Source organism: Curvibacter sp. GW821-FHT01G03, from assembly GCF_059422285.1.
Map to the genome: position 1 here is coordinate 1 of NZ_JBWKWP010000004.1, position 19,531 is coordinate 19,531.

Consider the following 19,531-nt stretch of genomic DNA (forward strand, 5'->3'; position numbering starts at 1 on the left):
GGGATGCCTTGGGGAACGATGAGTCCGAGCTCGGAGAGCAGGCCACTGATCTGATTTGCCAGCGCCGTGCGTGCCTTCACAAAGCCATGGCACACGGTGTAGCGCTAGTACGGCCTGCTGCTCAGCATTCTTGACGGGCACGAAGCGCATATTTGAGCACGCAACCGCCTCACATATCGCCTCCGCATCGGCAGCATCATTTTTGTTGGTCTTCACGTAGGCCTTCACGAACTGCGAGACCATCAAGCGAACGGTATGGCCCATTGCCTGTAGCTTCCGCACCCAGTGGTGTGCACTGCCACAGGCCTCAACGCCGATCAGGCAAGGCGGGATGTTCACGAAGAAGGCCGCCACCTGATCCCGGCGCAGCTGTATCTTTACCAGCGCCTTGCCATGCGTGCTAACTCCGTGGACCTGAAATACGTTCTTGGTCAGGTCAATGCCAGCGGTCGTAAGTTCCATGCTGGACACCCCTCTCGGTTCAAGCGAATGATCAGCGATCCCACTTTGGCACATTGGTGCCACGGTAACGGTGGGAGCGTTCATCCCATTGCTTACGCACTTCTGCGACCCGCACAGCCCATGGCAGAGCAGCTCCTGCGAGAACACTAACGACCTGATATGCCAATACTTGCCCAAGAGCTCAGACCTGTCTGTACACAGCTAGGAGCAGCTCCATTCAATTGCCGACCGGCTCAACAACCGCCCGCACGCTATCCACGGGGTTTACTCGCCCATCAGTGTCTACTTGCACAAGCTCATTCCCCCCAATTCCTCAACTCAAAAACCCAGTGTTGCACTTGCTGCTTGATTCCGCCGGGTTAAACATCCAAATCATGGGAACTCATAAAAAAGAGTGACAAGAGTTGCCCACAAAATTGCAAAAAGAATCAAAACAAATAATAGTGTAGAAGTTTAAAAATCAGTACCCATGCGGATGGGAAGATTTCAACAATGAAGAATCCTTACTGGAAATAACAATAACCTCACGAAACATAACAACAAAGGCAACCAAAACCACAAACAGCACAATCCATGGTATCAAATAAAAACCAATCAAAGGCGCCAAGAGATAAAAAATTAAGAATTTAGCCAAAAATATAAAAAAGGATATAAAAAACCAAAAATAAACATACCCACATGAGTTAACAAGCGCTACCATAGGCCAAATAAGCCCCATAACCAACGAAGAAGCACAAATAGAAATTAATATGTAAAAATCATCACGATACGACAACCCTATTAAATCCATAAACACATCCCCAAAGAAAAATACTCCGAGTATTATCAAAAAATAGAATATCGACAAAACAGAAAATATTTCCAGAAAGCACTTTCTCAATTCAACATGATTACCAACAGAAAACAAACGTGAAAACTTTGGTCCATAATACATATTAATACCACCGGAAACCAAGGCAAATACGCTTCCTGTTTTCAAACATAAAAAATAAACTACTGATGCATGCTGACTCACTGAAGAAGAAATTATAACTGGATCCAAAAATTGCGAAGCAGCGTCACAAACAAGACCAAGATAGACACCAAACGAAACCCAACCCCATTCACGCAGTCGAACTTCAGAGCGTCCAAATAAAGACCATCTCTTCTTCCCGAGGAAAAGCACGCCAATGATCAAACATACAATGAGAGCCAAAAGAAAAATTGATTTTATTATTAATATATCAATGTAACCCCAGAAAGAATATGCTGCGACACAAAAAAGAATCATCAAGATTTTTGAAAAAATCTCACGGAAAAAATCTCCGACTGCCGACCCATATTGCACACGAATAAAATGCGAAAGATACGCCAAATACGCCAACCCCAAAAAGCAAAGCGAATCAAGAAATAAATCCGTTCCCGTGGACCATTTGCCCGCAACTTTCAAATAGACAAAATAAAAACAAAATGTCAAAATTGAAAACAAGAGAACAGAACTCAAGCCAAAGAAAAATAAGCCCTTCTGCAAATGCTCAGATCCCTTAGAAATCAGTAATTTGGGCCAAGTTCTGAGCAAGAAAGAATCTTGTCCGAAAATAGAAACTACAGCCAAAAAAGAAATCAAATTAATAAAGATATTGAAGTTCTGAAATTGCTCGAAAGGCAAAATTCTTTTCAAATAAATTATCCAAAAATAAGTAAGAAGAGATCCAAATATTCTAATAAATAAATACGGAGATGCGAAAATTAAGTCTTTTGATATTCTAGCCATCTTAAACTCGATAAAATTTATTGAATTTAAGATATCCCTCTCCGGAATCAGAAAACAACATAATGCCCGCACTTATGAAAAATGGAGATAGCGCCATAGGCGAGAAAATCGCCTCCTCTTGTAAGACTCCGTTTAAGCATATTGAAAAAATAGAAATTCCAACTACGCAACCAAAAACATCATTAGCTTTACAAGAAAAATCAACAAGAATGTATGCTATATAAATGAATAACCAATAAAAAATGAATGCACCAAATCCAATTTGATCCAGCATTACTCCAAACGCACTTTCAACAGCAACTTCTGTAAATCCAAGATATTGAGCATCATACCAATTCAGCTCTGACCAGGAACCACTAATATTACCGCCATGACCGATCCCGTAGCCCAATGGATTACCAACAAAACTTTTCACCCCTGCAAAAAATCCAAGAACATGAAAATCACCACTAAATCCACCCCATATTATTGCGAAACAAATATAAATCATTAATCCATAAGCGATAAATTTACATTTCGCCTTTAGATTTCCAGGTGCAAAAACAAGAAAACAGGCTGATAGAACAGTAACAATCGCGCCCTTTGAACCAACTATTAATAATAGTGGAATTGCAGCAATAAAATAAACCAATTTTCCTCTAGCCATCTGCAAAATAGAAAAATACGCAATCGCATAAGCATAGGTTATAGGATGAAAATTTGGTCCCGCAAGCCGAACGACATAAACGCCCCATTCAGCGAAAAAGTTCAAATTCAAAAGCGGAACTTCATTCTTCAACATTGCGGAAATATCGCCATTCTTTGCCCAAAACTCGCTTGTGACTGCATCACGCGCTCTAGCATACGCATAAACATCACCATTAATCAGATTGTACAAAAAATCCTGATTTAAAAATTCCAAAAATCCAAAGCCTATTAGCACAGATAGAAAAAATGCTGTAGGAAATGACTCCAATTTGTATCCAACTTTACCCAGATAAATACCTACAACTAGCATCACCACCGGATTAGCGATATTTCTGATGTATGCAGCCGCTGGAGAGCCATATGCGAATAAGCCCCACAGACCATATAAGAATACGAATCCAATACAAACAGTCAAGATCCAAAATATACGCCCCCTAAAACTGGAGGAACCTAGGTGCACACGAATAATATCAAAATAACAAAAAATAAAGACAACACCAAGAAATAGAAATGACAAACCTCGTATTTTATCAAACTCATCCCCAGCCATATCCAAAACAGGAGATATAAGGGACACAAAAAAGTTCTGAAACAGCAAAAAACCCATCAAAATAGGGAATAAGAATTTATTAAATCTCAAAAAAACCAAAACAGCAAAGAAAATCACTGCAACATAAGATATTATGTTACTGAATGGAAAAATAAATATACAAAAGGGAACGAAAACAAGAAAAACAAATGCAGCAAAAAAATTATCGCGATTACTTTTCAAAATTTTCTCCATTCCTTATTTTTATATAGCACCACATGGCGTGAATATTTGTGGTGAAATATCGCCAAAATAATCTTTTAGGCTCTAAAGCCAATCTAAAAAGCCACTCGACCCCCAATTTCTGCATCAAGAGAGGTGCTCGTATATTTTTCCCAGAAATGAAGTCGAAAAGCCCGCCACAAGTGTTAATGACAGCAACATCGCAAAGCTTATCTAGATTTTCATAACAAAATTTCTGCTCCAAAGGGACACCTAAACCAACCCACAACACATCAGGTCTAAATTTATTAATAGATTTGATAACATCAGGCAATGATGACTCCTGAAAGTAACCGTCCCGGCCATTGATTTCTAATTCAGGGTATTTTTTATTAACTACCTCCAAAGTGGCGCGAGATATTTCTGGTGTCCCTCCCAAAAAATAGAAACGCGCATGCTTATCTCTTGCAAACTCTTTTGCAACATCATGAAAAAAATCCGTGGTTGCAACTCGTTCGGGAAACGGGACTTGACAGAATAATCTCGAAGCAAAGACTGCAGACATCCCATCGACCTGTAATAGATCCACCTTCCCCATGTATCGCCTAAGATTCATATCAGAATGATATCTTGAAACGATATTTCCATTAAGAGAGCTAAATAGAAACGGGCGTAAAGCAGGGTTATTTCTCTTCAAAAGTGCAGCACGGTAAAGGAGTTTCGCCCATTGATCTCGATTTAACGCCGCAGCTTCCACCCCTCCAACAGAGGATTTGGGGACCGAAAGAATTTCCTTATTCTCATACGTGCAATTCATACAATCTCACTCAAATTCAATAAAATTTTTCGAGTTACCAAAAAACCCAAAATCATTCAATTGGAGAGAATCTTTATAAACTACACTTTGATTCGAATAAAAATTCAATCCACCATTTTCGGAAAAATACGCCGCATACTTTTTATACTCCTCCGACCCATTAAAATGACTTCCGTCTCGAATGGCATTCGAGACCTTCTCCTCAAAGTCTGGCAAGAATTTAAAATGACTGATTACAAAAATAAAGTCAGCCTCAACGACTTTAGTGCTTCGATGATTTGAATAATAAAATGTCCTCCCAGCCTGCCACTTAATCAACGGGATTTTAATCAAAAGCGGTGGGACGCTCACTGAAAATCCACGCAAATTAAAGCGGGACTTCAATAATCTCTTGAACCTTTCAAAAGAAGATGAAATAAAGGTATGGCGACCTTCATAAACTACACGAGCTCTCGGTCCACCAAACACAGCAAAGCTAGGTGATTTTCTTGAAAAACCAGAAGGAAATTTAAAGAAACGGTATTTACGATCAAAGCATGGGCATGATGAAAGCAATGAATCGCCAGCCTTATAATTAGAGGGAAATCTCTCCGGATAATGATCCAAAAGAAAACCACCGACTCCTTCGTAGCCATTATTATCCAGGTAATCGAGGACTTTATCCATCCCTTTCAATTCCCAATTTGGATACTGTATAAGCTCATCTGAGTCTACCGTAAGAGCCCATCTTCCATCTGCATAGTGATTTGCTACAGCGTTAACCCAATCAATTCCATGATTATTTTCCGCGAATGATTGATTTGTTTTCAACACAACAACCCCACTATTACAGGCGGCGAAATCAAGCAATATTGATTCAGTATCATCCCGGGATCTATTTAGAATAAACACAAAGGCATGAACATCTATCTTTTTATAATGCTCAATAAAGCTTTTAATTCTCAAACCTTCATCCCGAAGTACGCATATGAGAATTAGTCTTTCATTCCGGATGCCGATACCACTGTCGATTCTTTCGCACCAATCGAATGAACTCAAGCGGGCGGTCTCTACAAGATTTTGATTATTTTCTTTCATACAATCCTCATCAATAAATTTTCATTCAAAGCAGAAAAAATAGCGCACGAAATTAATTTCAGATTACTCAATTGAGTAGCTTCTGCACCAAAATACGCAAAATGCGTTTTCAACCTTAAATCACACCAATAACATCGAAAAAGTTTATAGAAATTTAAATCTCATTAAAACCCAACCCGCATATAAATGAAATCCATTTAATGCGAGAAAAAACAACCAATTTCTCCTAAAAATCACGCAGAAATAGAGGATCTTATCTTGCCCATATTTAACAGGCCAGCCACGGTGGTGAGGCAGAAAATAAAATACTTCAAACATGATGACCCGCCAATCTCGCATCCAAAAATAAAATTTTATTCTTAAAGCCATCGAAAAAGATAAAAGATATCTTACTTATCCAACACTTCGGCTTATAAGCAAATTAGTGCGAATGATCCAATGAAATTCATCTTGCAAAAAATATCAAAGGCAACCATAAAAACCGAACTCAATACCTCCATGCCGAATATATATCAAACAGCGAGTTACGGAAAAGAAGCAGGCGGCACATAATTTTTTCAATAGCAAGAAATAATTTTCTGTATGAAAATTAGTGCACGTCAATTCTAGTAAGCATTAGCCGAGAAAAATCCTTTAAATACTGTCATTGAAATAATTTTCAGATCCAACCAAACCGACCAGTTTTCAATGTAAAAAAGATCAGCCTGAACTCGGGCTTCCATTTTGTCAACCGTATCGGTTTCTCCACGCAAGCCATTCACCTGCGCCCAGCCCGTGATTCCAGGTTTGACTTTATGCCGCAGCATGTAGCGGGGGATCAGTTCGCGGTATTGCATGTTGTGTGCCACTGCATGGGGACGCGGCCCCACGATGCTCATGCGGCCTTGCAACACATTTACAAACTGAGGCAGTTCGTCCATGCTGCTGCGCCTTAAAAAGGCACCTAACGGGGTGATGCGCGAATCACCTTTTTTAGCCTGGGTGACATGGCCCGTGTGCTCGTTGTGCACCACCATACTTCTGAACTTGTAGACCTCAATTTCTTCACCGTTCCAGCCATGGCGTTTTTGTTTGAAGATGACAGGGCCCGGCGACGTTACTTTCACGGCAATGGCAACCGCGGCCAAGATGGGCGAGATCAAGACCAAGATCAGGCTGGCCACAATCTTGTCTTCAAGCCACTTAACAATCAGGTTAAAGCCCGACATGGGCGAGCTGGAGATGTCGAGCATGGGCATACCCAGCACCACACTCAGGCCGTTGTTCACCATTTGAAACGCGCCCATATCGGGCACCAGGCGAATGTTGGCAGTGCTGTGCCGCAATTCATTGAGCACGGGCTGGATGCTGCTCATGTCGTTGGCGGGTGGGCAAATCCACACCTCATCGGGGTCTAGCTGGCCCAGTGAGTAATGCAGGGCATCAATATCGTCCATCGACACCACGCCCGTCAGGTCGTAACCCGTCCAGGTGCTGGTTTTAACGCGGCGGCGTATGGCGGCCACTGGCCCACCCCCGCCCACCAGCAGCACGCGCATGTGGTTAACCTGGCGGCCACGCATGTAGCTCATGATCAAAAACACGCCAAGGCGGGCCAGCCAAGAGATGCCCAGTGACGTACCAGCCCAAGTCAACAGCCAGATGCGAGAAAACTCACCGCTGCTTTTGGTCAACACCAGCCATGTCATCAGCAAGGCCCAGGTGATGACCCAGCTCACCCCCACGCGGCCCAGCATGGCCTTGAACTGCCCCCCGCGCCAATTGCGGTACACGGCAGACGACACCAGGGTCATCAAGGTGGCCATTTGAATGATCAGCAGCGCATACACCTGGGGCAATGGCAGCACGGCCTCGCCATCAAAACGCCACAAATAGGCGGCTAGCCCTGCACCCGCAAAGGCAAACCAATCGACCGCATGCACAGCAAAGCGCATGAGCGAAGCTGAACTTCTCATTGAGAACGTAGCCAAAAAATCCCTCCCTCGGTTGTGATCAACCAGATTCGCGCTACAAAATAAAAAGGCTGCCCCACTGCAGCCTAGGCATGGGTACTAGGCCTGCCGGCCGTAAACGTCTTGAAACCGCACAATGTCGTCTTCGCCCAGGTAGGTGCCGCTTTGCACCTCAATCATCTCTAGCGGCAGCTTGCCCGGGTTCTCTAGCCGGTGCTTTTCACCCAAGGGTATGTAAGTGCTTTGGTTTTCGCTGACCAAAAACACCTGGTCGCCACGGGTAACCTGAGCTGTGCCTTGCACCACAATCCAGTGCTCGGCACGGTGGTGGTGCATTTGCAGCGACAAGGCCGCACCGGGTTTGACCACAATGCGTTTGACCTGAAAGCGGTCGCCCGCATCCACACTGTCGTACCAACCCCAGGGGCGGTGCACCTTGCGGCTGCTGCCGGCCTCGGTGCGGCCCGTGGCCTTGAGGTGGTTAACCACGTCTTTCACTTTTTGAATGTGGCTGCGGCTAGCTACCAGTACGGCATCTGGGGTTTCGATCACCACCGCGTCATCCAAACCCACACAGGCCACCAGGCGCGATTGCGCCATCACCAGGGTGTTGCGGGTGTCGATGACCAAGGCATCGCCTTGCAACGCATTACCGTTGGCGTCTTTGGCGCTGATGTCCCACACCGCATTCCAGGCGCCCACGTCTGACCAATTGGCCGCCAGGGGCACCACCACCACCTCGCCGGTGTTGTGCTGGGCGCTGGCCAGCTTTTCCATCACCGCGTAGTCAATCGAGTCGGATGGGCAGGCCGCAAAGGCAGCCTTGTCGGGGCGAATAAAGTCGGCATCGGCCTTGCGGGCCTCAAAGGCCTGCTGGCAGGCTTGCAGCATGGCGGGTTGCAGGCTTTGCATTTTGGCCAACCACACCGAGGCCTTGATCACAAAAATGCCGCCGTTCCAATAAAACTGGCCGCTGGCCAGGTATTGCTGGGCGGTGGCCGCATTGGGCTTTTCTACAAACTCGGCCACGCCATAAGCGCCCGCGCTTTCAGCCAGTGCAGCGCCCTTGCGGATGTAGCCGTAGCCGGTTTCGGGGGCCGTGGCCTCAATGCCAAAGGTCACCAGCTTGCCGGCCTGGGCCAGGGGCATGCCCTGCAGCACGGCGGCCTTGAAAGCGGCTTGGTCTTGAATCACGTGGTCGGCCGGCATCACCACCAGCACTGGGTCTTGGCCATTGGCCGCAGCGGCCAGGGCGCCCAGCGTCAGGGCTGGGGCGGTGTTGCGGCCCACAGGCTCGAGCACCAAGGCTGCGGGTTTGACACCCACTTGCAGCAACTGCTCGCCCAGCAAAAACCGGTATTCGTCATTGCCCACCAGCACCGGGGCGGCCAGGGCCATCGCCCCGCCCTGCCCCAGGCTGTTCAGGCGCAAGGCCGTGTCTTGCAGCAGGCTGTTGCTGCCCACCAGTTTGAGCAATTGCTTAGGGTACTGCTCACGCGACAAAGGCCACAGGCGGGTGCCCGAGCCACCGCACAAGATCAAGGGTTGAACCAAAGTTGTCAAAATTTACCCCGCTTTTTATGCTTTTTGGGTGTGGTCAGTAGCAGCCATCACAACCGGCTTACCCCGGCCAATGCCGTGGTATTCAAGCCCCGCGGCAGCCACGGCCTCAGGGTCGTACTGATTGCGGCCGTCAAACACGATGGGCTGGCGCAGGCTTTGGCGCAGCTTCTGCAAATCAAAGCCTCTGAACTCTTTCCACTCGGTCACCAGCAACAGGGCATCGGCCTGTTGCAAGGCATCTGCCGCAGTGTCTACAAAAGCCACGCGGGGCAGCAGTTCGGGCACGCCTGCAAAATCAAGCGCAATGCTGCGCTGGGCCTCAGCCTTGGCCACGGGGTCGTAAGCGCGCACGCTGGCACCGCGGTTCAGCAACTCTTTGATGATGTGGCGGCTGGGGGCCTGGCGCATGTCGTCGGTGTTGGGTTTGAATGCCAGGCCCCAGATGGCAAAGGTTTTGCCACGCAAATCGTCGCCCAGGCGGGCGCGCAGCTTGCGCACCAGCACATCAAACTGGTGCTGGTTGGCCTCTTCTACCGCCTCTAATACGCGCATGGGGTGGCCCCACTCGGCAGCGGTGCGGCGCAAGGCTTGCACGTCTTTCGGAAAGCACGAGCCACCATAGCCCGTGCCGGCATACAAAAAGCTGTAGCCAATGCGGCTGTCGCTGCCAATGCCCAGGCGCACCTGCTCGATGTCGGCCCCCACCTCGTCGGCCAGGTTGGCCAGTTCGTTCATAAAGCTGATGCGCGTGGCCAGCATGGCGTTGGCAGCGTATTTGGTCAGCTCGGCGCTGTGGATGCTCATGCGCATCAAGCGGTCGTGGTTGCGGTTGATGGGGGCATACAGCTTGCGCATCACCTCAAAGGCCCGGTCGCCCAAGGGGCCCTCTGCCGCGCCCACCACAATGCGGTCGGGGCGCATGAAGTCGTCAATGGCCGCGCCCTCTTTCAAAAACTCGGGGTTAGACACCACGGCAAAATCAACCGACACGCCACGCTGTTGCAGCACCTGGGCCACCGCCGCAGTCACTTTGCCAGCCGTGCCCACCGGCACGGTAGATTTGTTCACAATCACCGTGAATTCATTCATGTGCTGGGCAACGCTGCGGCCCGCGGCCAACACATACTGCAAATCTGCTGCCCCGTCTTCGTCGGGCGGTGTACCCACAGCAATGAACTGCAGCGGCGCGTGGGCCACGCCCTCGGCCATGCTGGTTGAAAACTTCAGGCGGCCTGCCGCCCGGTTGCGGGCAATCAAGGCGTCCAGCCCGGGCTCGTAAATGGGCACACCGCCGCTGTTCAGCAGCGCCACCTTGGTGGCATCCACATCCACGCACATCACATGGTGGCCCAGGTCTGCAAAACACACACCGCTTACCAGGCCCACATAACCTGCACCAATTACTGTTACGTTCATTTAGTAAACCTCCGGGTAGAAGGATAAGTTCAAATAATGACCCACCCTTGACTGCAAGCGCCTGCACCGATGCACACAGACGCAACCCACCACCAACACACATGCCTGTACCCCATCAGTGGCACCTGCTTGCCACCAATTCATTCGGTAATGCAACACCGGCGGCGGTGTAGGCAACGGCTCGGCAATCCCAAAAATGCCCTTTGGCCTGCAAATCGGGCTGGGCACTGAGCTTGGCGGCCAAGCCCGCGTTCTGCGCGAAATCGGGCGACATGGGCCGCAAAGTGGCTGCCTGGCTGAAGTTGGTATAGGCCTGCTGGTAAAAATCACGTGCCAAATCAGGGGCCCCTTTGGCCTGCAGGGCATAGGTGCCATACAGGTAGCCCATCAGGTCGTGCAGTTGCGCATCGCTGGGCGTCAGGGCAATTCCAGCAGTCAAGTCAGCCCGCCAGGCGCCCCATTCTTTGAGCGGCACGGGCCGCGGGTGGTTGCGCCATTGCTCAACACCAGCACGGGCGCGGACAGTGCCCAAGTCGGCCAGGGCTGCAGGCCACAGGGTGCGGGCTGCGGCTACCAACAAAAGCAAGCCTGCCAGCAACAGCGCCCACTGCAAGTATTGGCGGGGGTGCAGTTTGGTCATGTCAGCCCAGCCCCAAAATGCTGGCCGGTGTGGCCCTGAACAGGCGATCGGCCCGCCGGGCACCGTATTCGTCTTCAACCGCCTGACGGGCCGCCGCCAAGTGCGGGGGGCGGCTATCCAGGTTGTGGGCATCGCTGGCCACAACAGCAACGGCGTCTTGCTCCATCAGGGCCCAGGCGGCCTTTTCGGAGGTTTTGCCAAAATCACCCAACAACGAGCCGCCGGTCACCTGCAGCCAGCAGCCCGCCGCAATGTAGGGCTGAATGCGGTCTACATCGGCCATCACATGCTTGTTGCGTTCGGGGTGGGCAATCAAAGGGCGAATGCCCTGCTCCAGCAGCTTGTACACAAAGCCCAAGCCCCAGACTGGCAAGCCCTGGTGCGGAAACTCAAGCAGCAACACCTTCATGCCCTTGTGCTCGCCCAAAAACGGCACCTCATGATCGGCCAGTTGCTGCAGCGATTCATCAGAGGCCCGCAACTCGGCCCCCGGGTACACAGCCAGCGGAATGCCCTGCTCGTTCAGCACCTGCTGAAAAGCCTGCACGTGCAAGGCAATCACAGACTTTTGGTTGGGGTAGCGCCCGGGGTGAATGTGCGGCGTCATGGCGCTGGCCGTGATGCCATCGGCCACCGCAGCCCGGGCCAAATCGAGCGACTCGGCTAGGTTGCGGGCACCGTCGTCTATGCCATGCAAAAAATGGCAGTGCAGATCGATGATGCCGGTCGGTGCAGTCATGGGCGGTATGAGGTCTGTCAATTCAAGGACAAGGGCTTAAGCCGCCTTTTTGGCGGCCTTGCCTTCAGGCTCGCTGCCATAGGCTTCACCGTAGCCGGCTTGGTAGCCGCCTTTGCCATAGCCGTACTTGCCATAGCCCGAGTATTCGCCGTAGTACTTTTCGGCCTGCTTGAAGTCAAAGCGGTTCAGCACCACGCCCATGATCTCGCCCTCGGCACGCCGAATGCGTTGCAGGCCCTTACGTGCCAATGGGTAAGGGGTGTCGGCGGCCTTGACGGCGTAAATCACACCGGTGGCATGCGCGCTGATCACCAGCGCATCGCTCACCAGCTCCACAGGGGGCGAATCGATCACGATGATGTCGTAAATGGCAGCCAATTCATCCAAGGTCGCCTTGAACTTTTGCGACAGTAACAGTTCCAGCGGGTTAGGCGGGATTCGGCCCGAGCCCAACACACTCAAGGTACTGCCAGGCACAGCCTGCAAGCACTCATCCAACACCGCAGTGCCCGCCACCAACTCAGACAAGCCCTTGGCACCCGGCGCCAAATCCAACCCCTTGGTAATGGCGGGGCGGCGCATGTCGGCATCGATCAGCAGCGTGCGCTTGGTTTGCGAGTGGGCCAGGGCCAGGTTGATCGAGAAGGTGGTTTTACCCTCGCCCGGCAGGCTTGATGTCACCAACAAAATGCGGTTGGGCACATCAATCGCTGACAGCAGTACCCCGGTACGCGCCGTGCGAATCGCCTCCGAGTAAATGGATTTAGGGTTATCCAGAAACAGGCGAGCGCTGGCCACCCGGTCGGTATCGCCCTTGTCAAGCAACGGCAAAGTGGTCAACAACGGGGCTTTGAGCTTGGATTCGACATCTTCTGTGGTCTTGATGGTGTTGTCCAAACGGTCAAGCAACAGCGATACCAGTACCCCAATGAACAAGCCCAGTACAAAAGCAATGCCAATGATTTGGGGCTTTTGCGGTTTAACGGGTTTGATGGGCACCACCGCAGGGTCTACTACCCGCGCTACAGCACTTTGCAAGTCACCCGACACATTGGTCTCTTTGGCCCGCGTCATGAACATGTCGTAGATCTGGCGGTTCGAATCCACTTCGCGCTCCAACACGCCCAATTCAAACTCTTTGCGGTTCAAGTTTTGGATGCTGCCACGGGCACTGTTAAGTGTGCCCTCCAGCGCGCGCTCGGTGCCCACAGCCACTTCATATTCACGGGTGACGCTGCCCACAACAGATTCAACCTGGCGTTTGACGTTGTCACGCGCACTTTTGAGTGTGGCTTCAGCAGCAACGTACTTCGGGTGCTCGAAGCCATAGCGCTGCGCCACCTCCGACATGGTACGCTCGGCCTCGGCCTGGGCCTTCAACGCATCAGACACATTGTTGTTACGGACAACCGCCGGCAGGCTGCTGTAATCGCCGTTTTTACCCACCGATTTGATCTGGTTGTAGGCATTCTCTGCCTCGGCACGGCGCAAACGGGTCTCAACCAAGCGCTGGGTTACTTCTTCAATCTGCTTGCCGGCACCGCTTTGGGCAGCACTCTTCACATCCACAATGCCCGCCTTCTCGCGGTAATTCTGCAGACTGCGCTCGGACTCGTCGAGCTTGGTCTTGAGACTAGACAAACGCTCTTGCAACCAGCCGCTGGCCTGCTTGGTCATTTTGTAGCGAGCATCCAGATCGTTTTCGATGTAGGTGTTTGCGATGGTGTTGGCGACCAATGCAGCCAATGCGGGGCTGCTTGATTCAAAACTGATCTTGGCAAGCTGACTCAAGCGAACAGGCTCAATCGCCAGCTGTTTGCTGAACTTCAAGTACACAGCGTCGGCTAAGGAGGTGTCTGTCCAATCCTTGCCTTCGACTTCGTCACTGACACCCAGCTTCTCCAACCATTCATGCAGTTGGCTTTTCTCTTTGGCACGGGGATCAAACTCAGGATAATCCCAAAGCTTCAGCACCTGGATGGCGCGAATGGCGACTTCGCGCGACTTGATGATTTCAACCTGGGTTTGAAAATATTCGCGATTCTGACTGATACCGCTGTACACGTCTTCAATCGACACCACCTTGTTTTTGTTGGCTTCGATCAATACAGTCGACGTACCCCGATAAACAGGGGTAAGTGCAAAAACAATCACACCCGCCAGCAAAGCGACAACCAAGCCAAACGCTAAGATAGCCCACTTGCGCTTAGTGATACTGCGCCAGTATTCCACCAAGTCAAGCTTGCTGGCCTCGTCATCCGGGTCGTGCAATGAAATCTGCTTGTGCTTATGCGGCAACTCGGCAGAAGGTTGTGTAATCAAAGACATGTGTGACAGACTCAATTCAGGCAACCTCACCCATGGGCATGAGGCCATATTTATCAATTACAGATACAAGTAGAGCCTTTACAAAAGGCTCAAGCATCTGTGACGCAGGCTTAAAGCTGGTTTAGAAAAAGCTTTCTTCGACCGTCACGATATCGCCCGGCCCAATATAAGTATTCAGATCAACCTTCTGGGCCTTCTGGGTAGGATCATCTTCTCGAATGACATAAATCTTGTTTAGCGACGCACGCTCCTTGAAGCCACCGGCCAATGATGCCGCCTTACGCACCGTCAAACCTGGTTGAAAGGGGTAGCCCCCGGGTTTTTCAACCATGCCATTCACATAAAAAGGTCGATACTCCTCAATTTGCACTGAAACCTTGGGGTTGACCAGAATTCGCCCTTTCAAGCCAGCCACGATGATGGCCTCCAGATCCCCAACGGTTCGGCCCAAGACTTTGATTTCACCAATCGCCGGAAAACTGACAGTACCCGCATCGGTCAAACGGATCTTTTCACGGGTGAACTCGTCTTCACCCAAAACTCGAATGCTGATCACGTCACCTGCCGCCAGCTTGTAGCTAGACAAGGCAGACACACGAACAGCAGCTTGCGGGTTGAGAGCATAGTCACCAGCTTGGTTCGCAGGAACATCCGCGGCAATGGCTAACCCAGCACAACCCAGCATCAGGGCACCGGCCACCGCCGCTTTGATTGAGCACAAAAATCGAAACAAAGTCACAGGCCGAGCCCCTTCAGCTATTACAGAGTGCCTTGCAGCGAGAAGAAGGTAGAGTTGCGGTTGAACTCATAAATCGCCTGGTTCGATTTGCGCTTGGTGTAGGCCCACTGCGCACCGGCGCGCCAGTTGCGGCCCACCTCGTAAAACACACCAATCGAAGCGTTGTCGATGTTGTCAGTGCGGCCGGCACCATCAAATTCAGATTTCAGCGTACCCAGGCTGGCCGTGCTGGTCAGGTTGCTGCGCCATTTGTGGTTCCAGTTGACCAGGTTGCCGGTGTTGATCAAATAGTTGCCCAAACCGGTCGAATCTGCGAGTGTGCGGCTGCTGATAAGTTCAAAGTTGGAGTAGGTCAACGGCGACCATTTCACGGCACCTTCCCATGCGGTACCAGTAGCCTTACCAAAGCCGCCATCGGTGAAAGTCTTTTGGGCAGAACCAATTTTGAAGGCGCCCGATGTCTTGGCTGTAGCGTCCCACACCACACCTACATAAACGCGGCGATCGTTGTTGGTGTAGCCAGTATTATTGACATAATTGGCATGCACCTGATTGACTTCAACCATCATGCTAGTGCGGGGCGCCACGCGGTAATAAAACCGGCCCGCCACCCCTGTTTTATCCTGATCCAAAACCGAAGTGATGGTCTGGTTGTTTTGATAGCGCTTGGAAAGATAATTACCTTCCACTTCGATACGGCCTTGGGCATCTTTTGCACCGTAAGCGTAAATGGCACGGGCTGTCGGTGCATTCCAACGATTGGGGGTAGACGTGGCGGTGGTATTGGTGGTACCACGAGCATCTGATGTTTCAATATACCCAACATCCCAACCCAGGCTGGATCGGCTGCTGAAATAATTATCACCCGCCAAATCAAAATTATGGTGATTAAAATTATCAGAAGAGCTGGCGGTGTACTTGGTGTAATTGCCCTGATAACGCAGGGTATAACGATCACCGCGGGTTTTAAGCTCACCCACAATATCGGGCTGCAGCGAATAAAAATTAGATGCCACGCCACCGCTGGCAGCCGCATTCACGTTGCTGTTATGCCCAAAGCCTGCAAGGGCCGACGCATAAACAAAAATGCCGTTGTTGAAGCGAACTGGCAGCCCATTGACGGGCGAGGTCAAGATGGTGGTTTGAGTGCTGTCGCGGCGGCCAATGCCAGCCAACTCGTACGAAGGGGTGGCGGCCAACTGGCCCAGGCTGCCCGTGGTGCCCGGCGCACTGAAAATTCCACCCATGAAGCCGGCATCACCTGTGGGGGCCGAAGGGGCCGTGGGGGTGGCGGCACTGTCGGCAGCTCCGTCGGCCTTGCTGGCGGCATCGCTGGCGGTTTGGGCTTGGGCCGAGATGCAGAAGCAGAGGGTTGCAACCGCTAGGGCCAGAGGGTGGGTGTGATGTTTGTTCATGTCCGTGGCACTCTTCAAAAGTGTTGATAGATGTCGCGGTGTTGCCGCGCCTCGCCTGCACGCACTCACCATGGGCAATGTCAATGGCAAATGTGTGAAGATGTTAACACGTGCCCTATTTTTTGCAGTACTTACCCTAATAATGGGTTCGGAAACTTTGTAACGCCTTGTCCGGTGCTGAGCATTCGAACTTGACGTTACCCAATCTGTACCATCAAACGGGGCATCCACCCTTCACCTATATAGGTGAGGGGCGCGCTTTTTAGCGATGTTCACGATTCAGCTGGGCATTAAAAATCAAAATGATCAATTGAGAGGCATTTAATTGAAAAATATGATTACAAACCGTTTCGAATCGAGTCAAGGTTACTGGCACGACCCTGCTGACCGTGGGGATTGATCGCGGCAAGCCATGGGGCTGACATCGTTGTCTTGTGCGCACAGCGACCAAATCGGGTTGGGCGGGGCCACAACTTGGGCACCGTAGATGTATCGGCCGTGCAACACAATTGGCCTTCGTGGCCCGCCCAGGGGCCATGGTTGGGGTCGGTTTTTGCGGCACTGCACACAAACCGACCCGCACCCGAACACAGGCGCTACCATTTCAACCCGATGCACCTGCCCACCTTCACTGCCACCCACTGCCGTGCCCAAGCCGGCCCCAGGCAAGGTGCCTTGAAATGGGTTGCCAGGTTGCGTACCTTGTGCAGCCCCCGACGTGCCCTGGGGCTGCTGTGCCTGGGTTTTGTGTTGGTGGCAAGCCAAAGCCAGGCCGATCTGGTTGATTTTTCGCGCAACCTGCTGAGCTGGGCCGAGCAGCGCTGGGGCGCCGGCGCCCCCAGTCGCATGCTGACCTGGCAGCGCCTGGTGCGCGATGCCCAGGCCCAGGTGGCAGCCAACAAGCTGGAGGCCCCGCAGTTGCTGCTGCGCTCAAATGACTTTTTCAACCAGATCCCGTACATGACTGATGCGCGGCATTGGGGGGTGGACGATTACTGGGCCACACCGGTTGAATCGCTGGGCAGCCTGGGTGCTGATTGCGAAGACTACGCCATTGCCAAGTACCTGACGCTGAAAGAGCTGGGCATACCGATTGACCGCTTGCGCATCACCTATGTGCGCGCCTTGCGCCTGAACGAGGCGCACATGGTGCTGGCTTATTACCCCACCCCCGATGCCGACCCCCTGATTCTGGACAACCTGAACCCTGTCATTCGCCCCGCATCGCAGCGCACCGACCTGGAGCCGGTGTACAGCTTCAATGACGACGATCTGTGGCTGCCCAATGGCTCGACGCGCAAAGGGGGCTCAAGCCAGGTGCGTTTGTGGAAAGAGCTGCAGGCCAAGCTGCAACGCGAGCAGCAGATGTAAACCACCGCAGGTGGCAGCACAGCCACCGGGTGGCCTTGGTCTTTTTAGGCCAAGTTAGGCGCGCTGTGGCGCAGGCCCAAACCAGGGCCAGCCCAGATCAACCTGGGCAGAGCCCCGGCCGGGTTGATGGCTCAGCGGCGACGCAGCAGCATGGGCACCACCCAGCTGGCCAAGCGCAGCAGCCGCGTGGGGCCCAGCATCAGCAAAACACCCGCAGCCCCAGCTGCCAGAGCAGGTTGGCTGGTGATCAGGCGCAATGTCTTGCTGCGCGGAAACCCGTTGTCGTCAGCCGATGCGCCCTGCCCTTTGGCATGCAGCCGGGCGATGGCGGCCTGGATGCGGCGTGTTTGCCGCAGCAGGCGCTGGCGCTCGATGCGCTCAACCAGTTGGGCCTTGCGTTCGGCCAGGCTGAGGGATTGATCAGACACATCGGTGATGGGCATGGCGCTGGCGGCCTTGTTGTCTGAAGAGGCCACGGCCTCTGCAGCCGGCTTGGCCTGCTGAGGGTGGCCATGGTGGGCTCGGTGATGGGGGTGGCGGTGATGGCGGTCGGTTGTCACAGGCCCTCCTTGAGGTCGGCCCAGTCGCGGCCCAGCTCGCGCCGGGTCAGGGCAAAGGCTTGCTGGCCCTGGCGGGCAACCCGTACAAGGGCCACCAGCACCCCAACCCAGGCCAGGGCCCAGGCTGCGGCCACGCCCCAGGCAGCGCACAGGCGCCAGGGGGTGTCCCAGAACTGCACCAGCACCGCAGCCGACAGCACGATGAACAGCACCACGGTGAGTGCCGCCGCAGCCACGGCCAGCAGCAGCAGGCGGCGCAGGCGCTGCTTTTCTTCGGCCCACTCGATGCTCAGCAGCTCAACCCGGTCTTCGGCCGCCAGGGCCGTTTCGGTGACGGTGTCGCGCAGGCGTTGCAGCGGGGCCTCTAGCCCCAGCAGCGACAACCACCTGAAGCGGCCCGCAGGGCGAGCGCCGGGCTGCGCATCAGCCATCAGCGGCGGCCCAGCAGGTAGCCCACCAAGGCGCCCACGGCCAGGGCGGCACCTGCTACACGCCAGGGTTCGTCGTGGGCGTAATCATTGGCCACGCGTGCGGCTTCGCGGGCCTGGCGGGCGGCCTCTTGGGCGGCGCGCACGGCGCTGTCGCGCACGCTTTCAATGCCCGACTCCATGCGCTCGCGCAGGGCACGGATTTCTGGCACCGAATCAAGCTCTTTGCGGCCGATCAGGCTGCGCAGATCGGCCACCAGGTTCTCAAGTTCGGTCTGGGTGGAGTTGCCGGTAGATTCGTGTGTGCTGGAAGACATGTTCTCTCTCCTGGGTACAAGACTCCGGTCGGGCCATATGCCAACCGACGAGCATGTTCACATATTAAGCACAGTCGGTGGCACGGCATTGAGCATGGTCAATTAGAAAGGCGCTACCGACCCGCGGTTCGTTAACAGATGTAAGTAGACCGAACGGCAGGGCCAAGGCTCTGGGGCGCAGCGCAGGCCTGCGACAGCAAGCTGGGCAGCCAAGGCTGGCAGGCATGGCGCATAAGGCATGACGACACCACCCGATACAAATGGGGTGCGACGCAGCCTGCACCAAATGCGGCCCAACGCTGGGCCAGAGGGGTCAGCAAACGACATTGCGCAGCAAGGCGCCTGGCCCAATGATGGCAGCAGCTGCGCCCGATGCCGCACGCAGCGCGGCCAAAAATCAACGCAACGACCCCAGCCACCCCAGGGCGCCAAGGGCGGTTGTAACAGGGCCGGCCCGCCCTGTGCCACAGATCTGCCGCCCCGAAGGGCATGGCCCCAGCACAGGGGTCAGCGGGC

The 19,531-nt window shown here is 52.7% G+C and carries 16 protein-coding genes and 2 pseudogenes; 2 read left to right on the forward strand and 16 right to left on the reverse strand.

From position 1 onward, the window contains the following. Window positions 1-462, reverse strand: a pseudogene (locus tag AC07VS_RS06015) (IS110 family RNA-guided transposase); the annotation flags it as partial. 97 nt (window positions 463-559) lie between these two features. Between AC07VS_RS06015 and AC07VS_RS06020 the strand changes: the two are divergent. Next, a pseudogene (locus AC07VS_RS06020) lies at window positions 560-811 on the forward strand (transposase); the annotation flags it as partial. A 111-nt stretch (window positions 812-922) separates the two neighbouring features. Here the strand turns inward: AC07VS_RS06020 and AC07VS_RS06025 are convergent. The 12 genes from AC07VS_RS06025 to AC07VS_RS06080 form a co-directional block, all read right to left on the reverse strand. After that, window positions 923-2,122 carry a lipopolysaccharide biosynthesis protein gene (locus tag AC07VS_RS06025; protein WP_494750439.1) on the reverse strand — a complete coding sequence of 400 codons (1,200 nt, stop codon included), beginning with the start codon at window positions 2,120-2,122 and terminating at the stop codon, window positions 923-925. A gap of 94 nt (window positions 2,123-2,216) precedes the next feature. Continuing rightward, window positions 2,217-3,686 (reverse strand): hypothetical protein, encoded by a 1,470-nt coding sequence (locus AC07VS_RS06030; protein WP_494750440.1) that lies wholly within the window; start codon window positions 3,684-3,686, stop codon window positions 2,217-2,219. After that, complete coding sequence (locus AC07VS_RS06035) at window positions 3,664-4,470, reverse strand: WecB/TagA/CpsF family glycosyltransferase (protein WP_494750441.1); 807 nt, start codon at window positions 4,468-4,470, stop codon at window positions 3,664-3,666. The genes AC07VS_RS06030 and AC07VS_RS06035 overlap by 23 nt, the downstream gene beginning before the upstream one ends. A 6-nt stretch (window positions 4,471-4,476) precedes the next feature. Then, on the reverse strand, window positions 4,477-5,547 hold the full coding sequence (locus AC07VS_RS06040) for a glycosyltransferase family 2 protein (RefSeq protein WP_494750442.1): 1,071 nt from the start codon (window positions 5,545-5,547) through the stop codon (window positions 4,477-4,479). A gap of 605 nt (window positions 5,548-6,152) precedes the next feature. Continuing rightward, on the reverse strand, window positions 6,153-7,481 hold the full coding sequence (locus tag AC07VS_RS06045) for an undecaprenyl-phosphate glucose phosphotransferase (protein ID WP_494750443.1): 1,329 nt from the start codon (window positions 7,479-7,481) through the stop codon (window positions 6,153-6,155). A gap of 117 nt (window positions 7,482-7,598) precedes the next feature. Beyond that, entirely contained in the window at window positions 7,599-9,062 is a 1,464-nt protein-coding gene (locus AC07VS_RS06050) for a mannose-1-phosphate guanylyltransferase/mannose-6-phosphate isomerase (protein ID WP_494750444.1), read from the reverse strand. 15 nt (window positions 9,063-9,077) lie between these two features. Further along, complete coding sequence (locus tag AC07VS_RS06055; RefSeq protein WP_494750445.1) at window positions 9,078-10,478, reverse strand: UDP-glucose dehydrogenase family protein; 1,401 nt, start codon at window positions 10,476-10,478, stop codon at window positions 9,078-9,080. 115 nt (window positions 10,479-10,593) lie between these two features. Next, the gene (locus AC07VS_RS06060; RefSeq protein WP_494750446.1) at window positions 10,594-11,118 is read right to left on the reverse strand and encodes a hypothetical protein; all 525 of its coding nucleotides are present in this window, start codon (window positions 11,116-11,118) and stop codon (window positions 10,594-10,596) included. A 1-nt stretch (window position 11,119) separates the two neighbouring features. Then, the gene (locus AC07VS_RS06065) at window positions 11,120-11,857 is read right to left on the reverse strand and encodes a tyrosine-protein phosphatase (protein WP_494750447.1); all 738 of its coding nucleotides are present in this window, start codon (window positions 11,855-11,857) and stop codon (window positions 11,120-11,122) included. Window positions 11,858-11,893: 36 nt separating this feature from the next. Next, on the reverse strand, window positions 11,894-14,185 hold the full coding sequence (locus tag AC07VS_RS06070; protein WP_494750448.1) for a GumC family protein: 2,292 nt from the start codon (window positions 14,183-14,185) through the stop codon (window positions 11,894-11,896). Window positions 14,186-14,306: 121 nt separating this feature from the next. Beyond that, complete coding sequence (locus tag AC07VS_RS06075; RefSeq protein ID WP_494750449.1) at window positions 14,307-14,924, reverse strand: polysaccharide biosynthesis/export family protein; 618 nt, start codon at window positions 14,922-14,924, stop codon at window positions 14,307-14,309. A 20-nt stretch (window positions 14,925-14,944) separates the two neighbouring features. Then, a complete protein-coding gene (locus AC07VS_RS06080; protein WP_494750450.1) occupies window positions 14,945-16,339 on the reverse strand; it encodes an outer membrane beta-barrel protein in 1,395 nt (464 codons plus the stop codon). Between the two features lie 675 nt (window positions 16,340-17,014). Here AC07VS_RS06080 and AC07VS_RS06085 point away from each other — a divergent pair. Further along, window positions 17,015-17,710 (forward strand): transglutaminase-like cysteine peptidase, encoded by a 696-nt coding sequence (locus AC07VS_RS06085; RefSeq protein ID WP_494750451.1) that lies wholly within the window; start codon window positions 17,015-17,017, stop codon window positions 17,708-17,710. Between the two features lie 131 nt (window positions 17,711-17,841). On the opposite strand, the gene AC07VS_RS06090 is transcribed toward AC07VS_RS06085, so the two are convergent. From AC07VS_RS06090 to AC07VS_RS06100, 3 genes are read right to left on the reverse strand one after another with little or no spacing between them, the layout of a single operon-like run. Beyond that, window positions 17,842-18,270: a hypothetical protein gene (locus AC07VS_RS06090; protein ID WP_494750452.1), complete on the reverse strand. Its 429-nt coding sequence runs from the start codon at window positions 18,268-18,270 to the stop codon at window positions 17,842-17,844. Next, complete coding sequence (locus tag AC07VS_RS06095; RefSeq protein WP_494750453.1) at window positions 18,267-18,701, reverse strand: phage holin family protein; 435 nt, start codon at window positions 18,699-18,701, stop codon at window positions 18,267-18,269. Before AC07VS_RS06095 ends, AC07VS_RS06090 begins: the two co-directional genes overlap by 4 nt. After that, window positions 18,701-19,015, reverse strand: coding sequence for a DUF883 family protein (locus tag AC07VS_RS06100; RefSeq protein ID WP_492346559.1), 315 nt, complete (start codon window positions 19,013-19,015; stop codon window positions 18,701-18,703). The genes AC07VS_RS06095 and AC07VS_RS06100 overlap by 1 nt, the downstream gene beginning before the upstream one ends. Window positions 19,016-19,531: the final 516 nt, after the last annotated feature.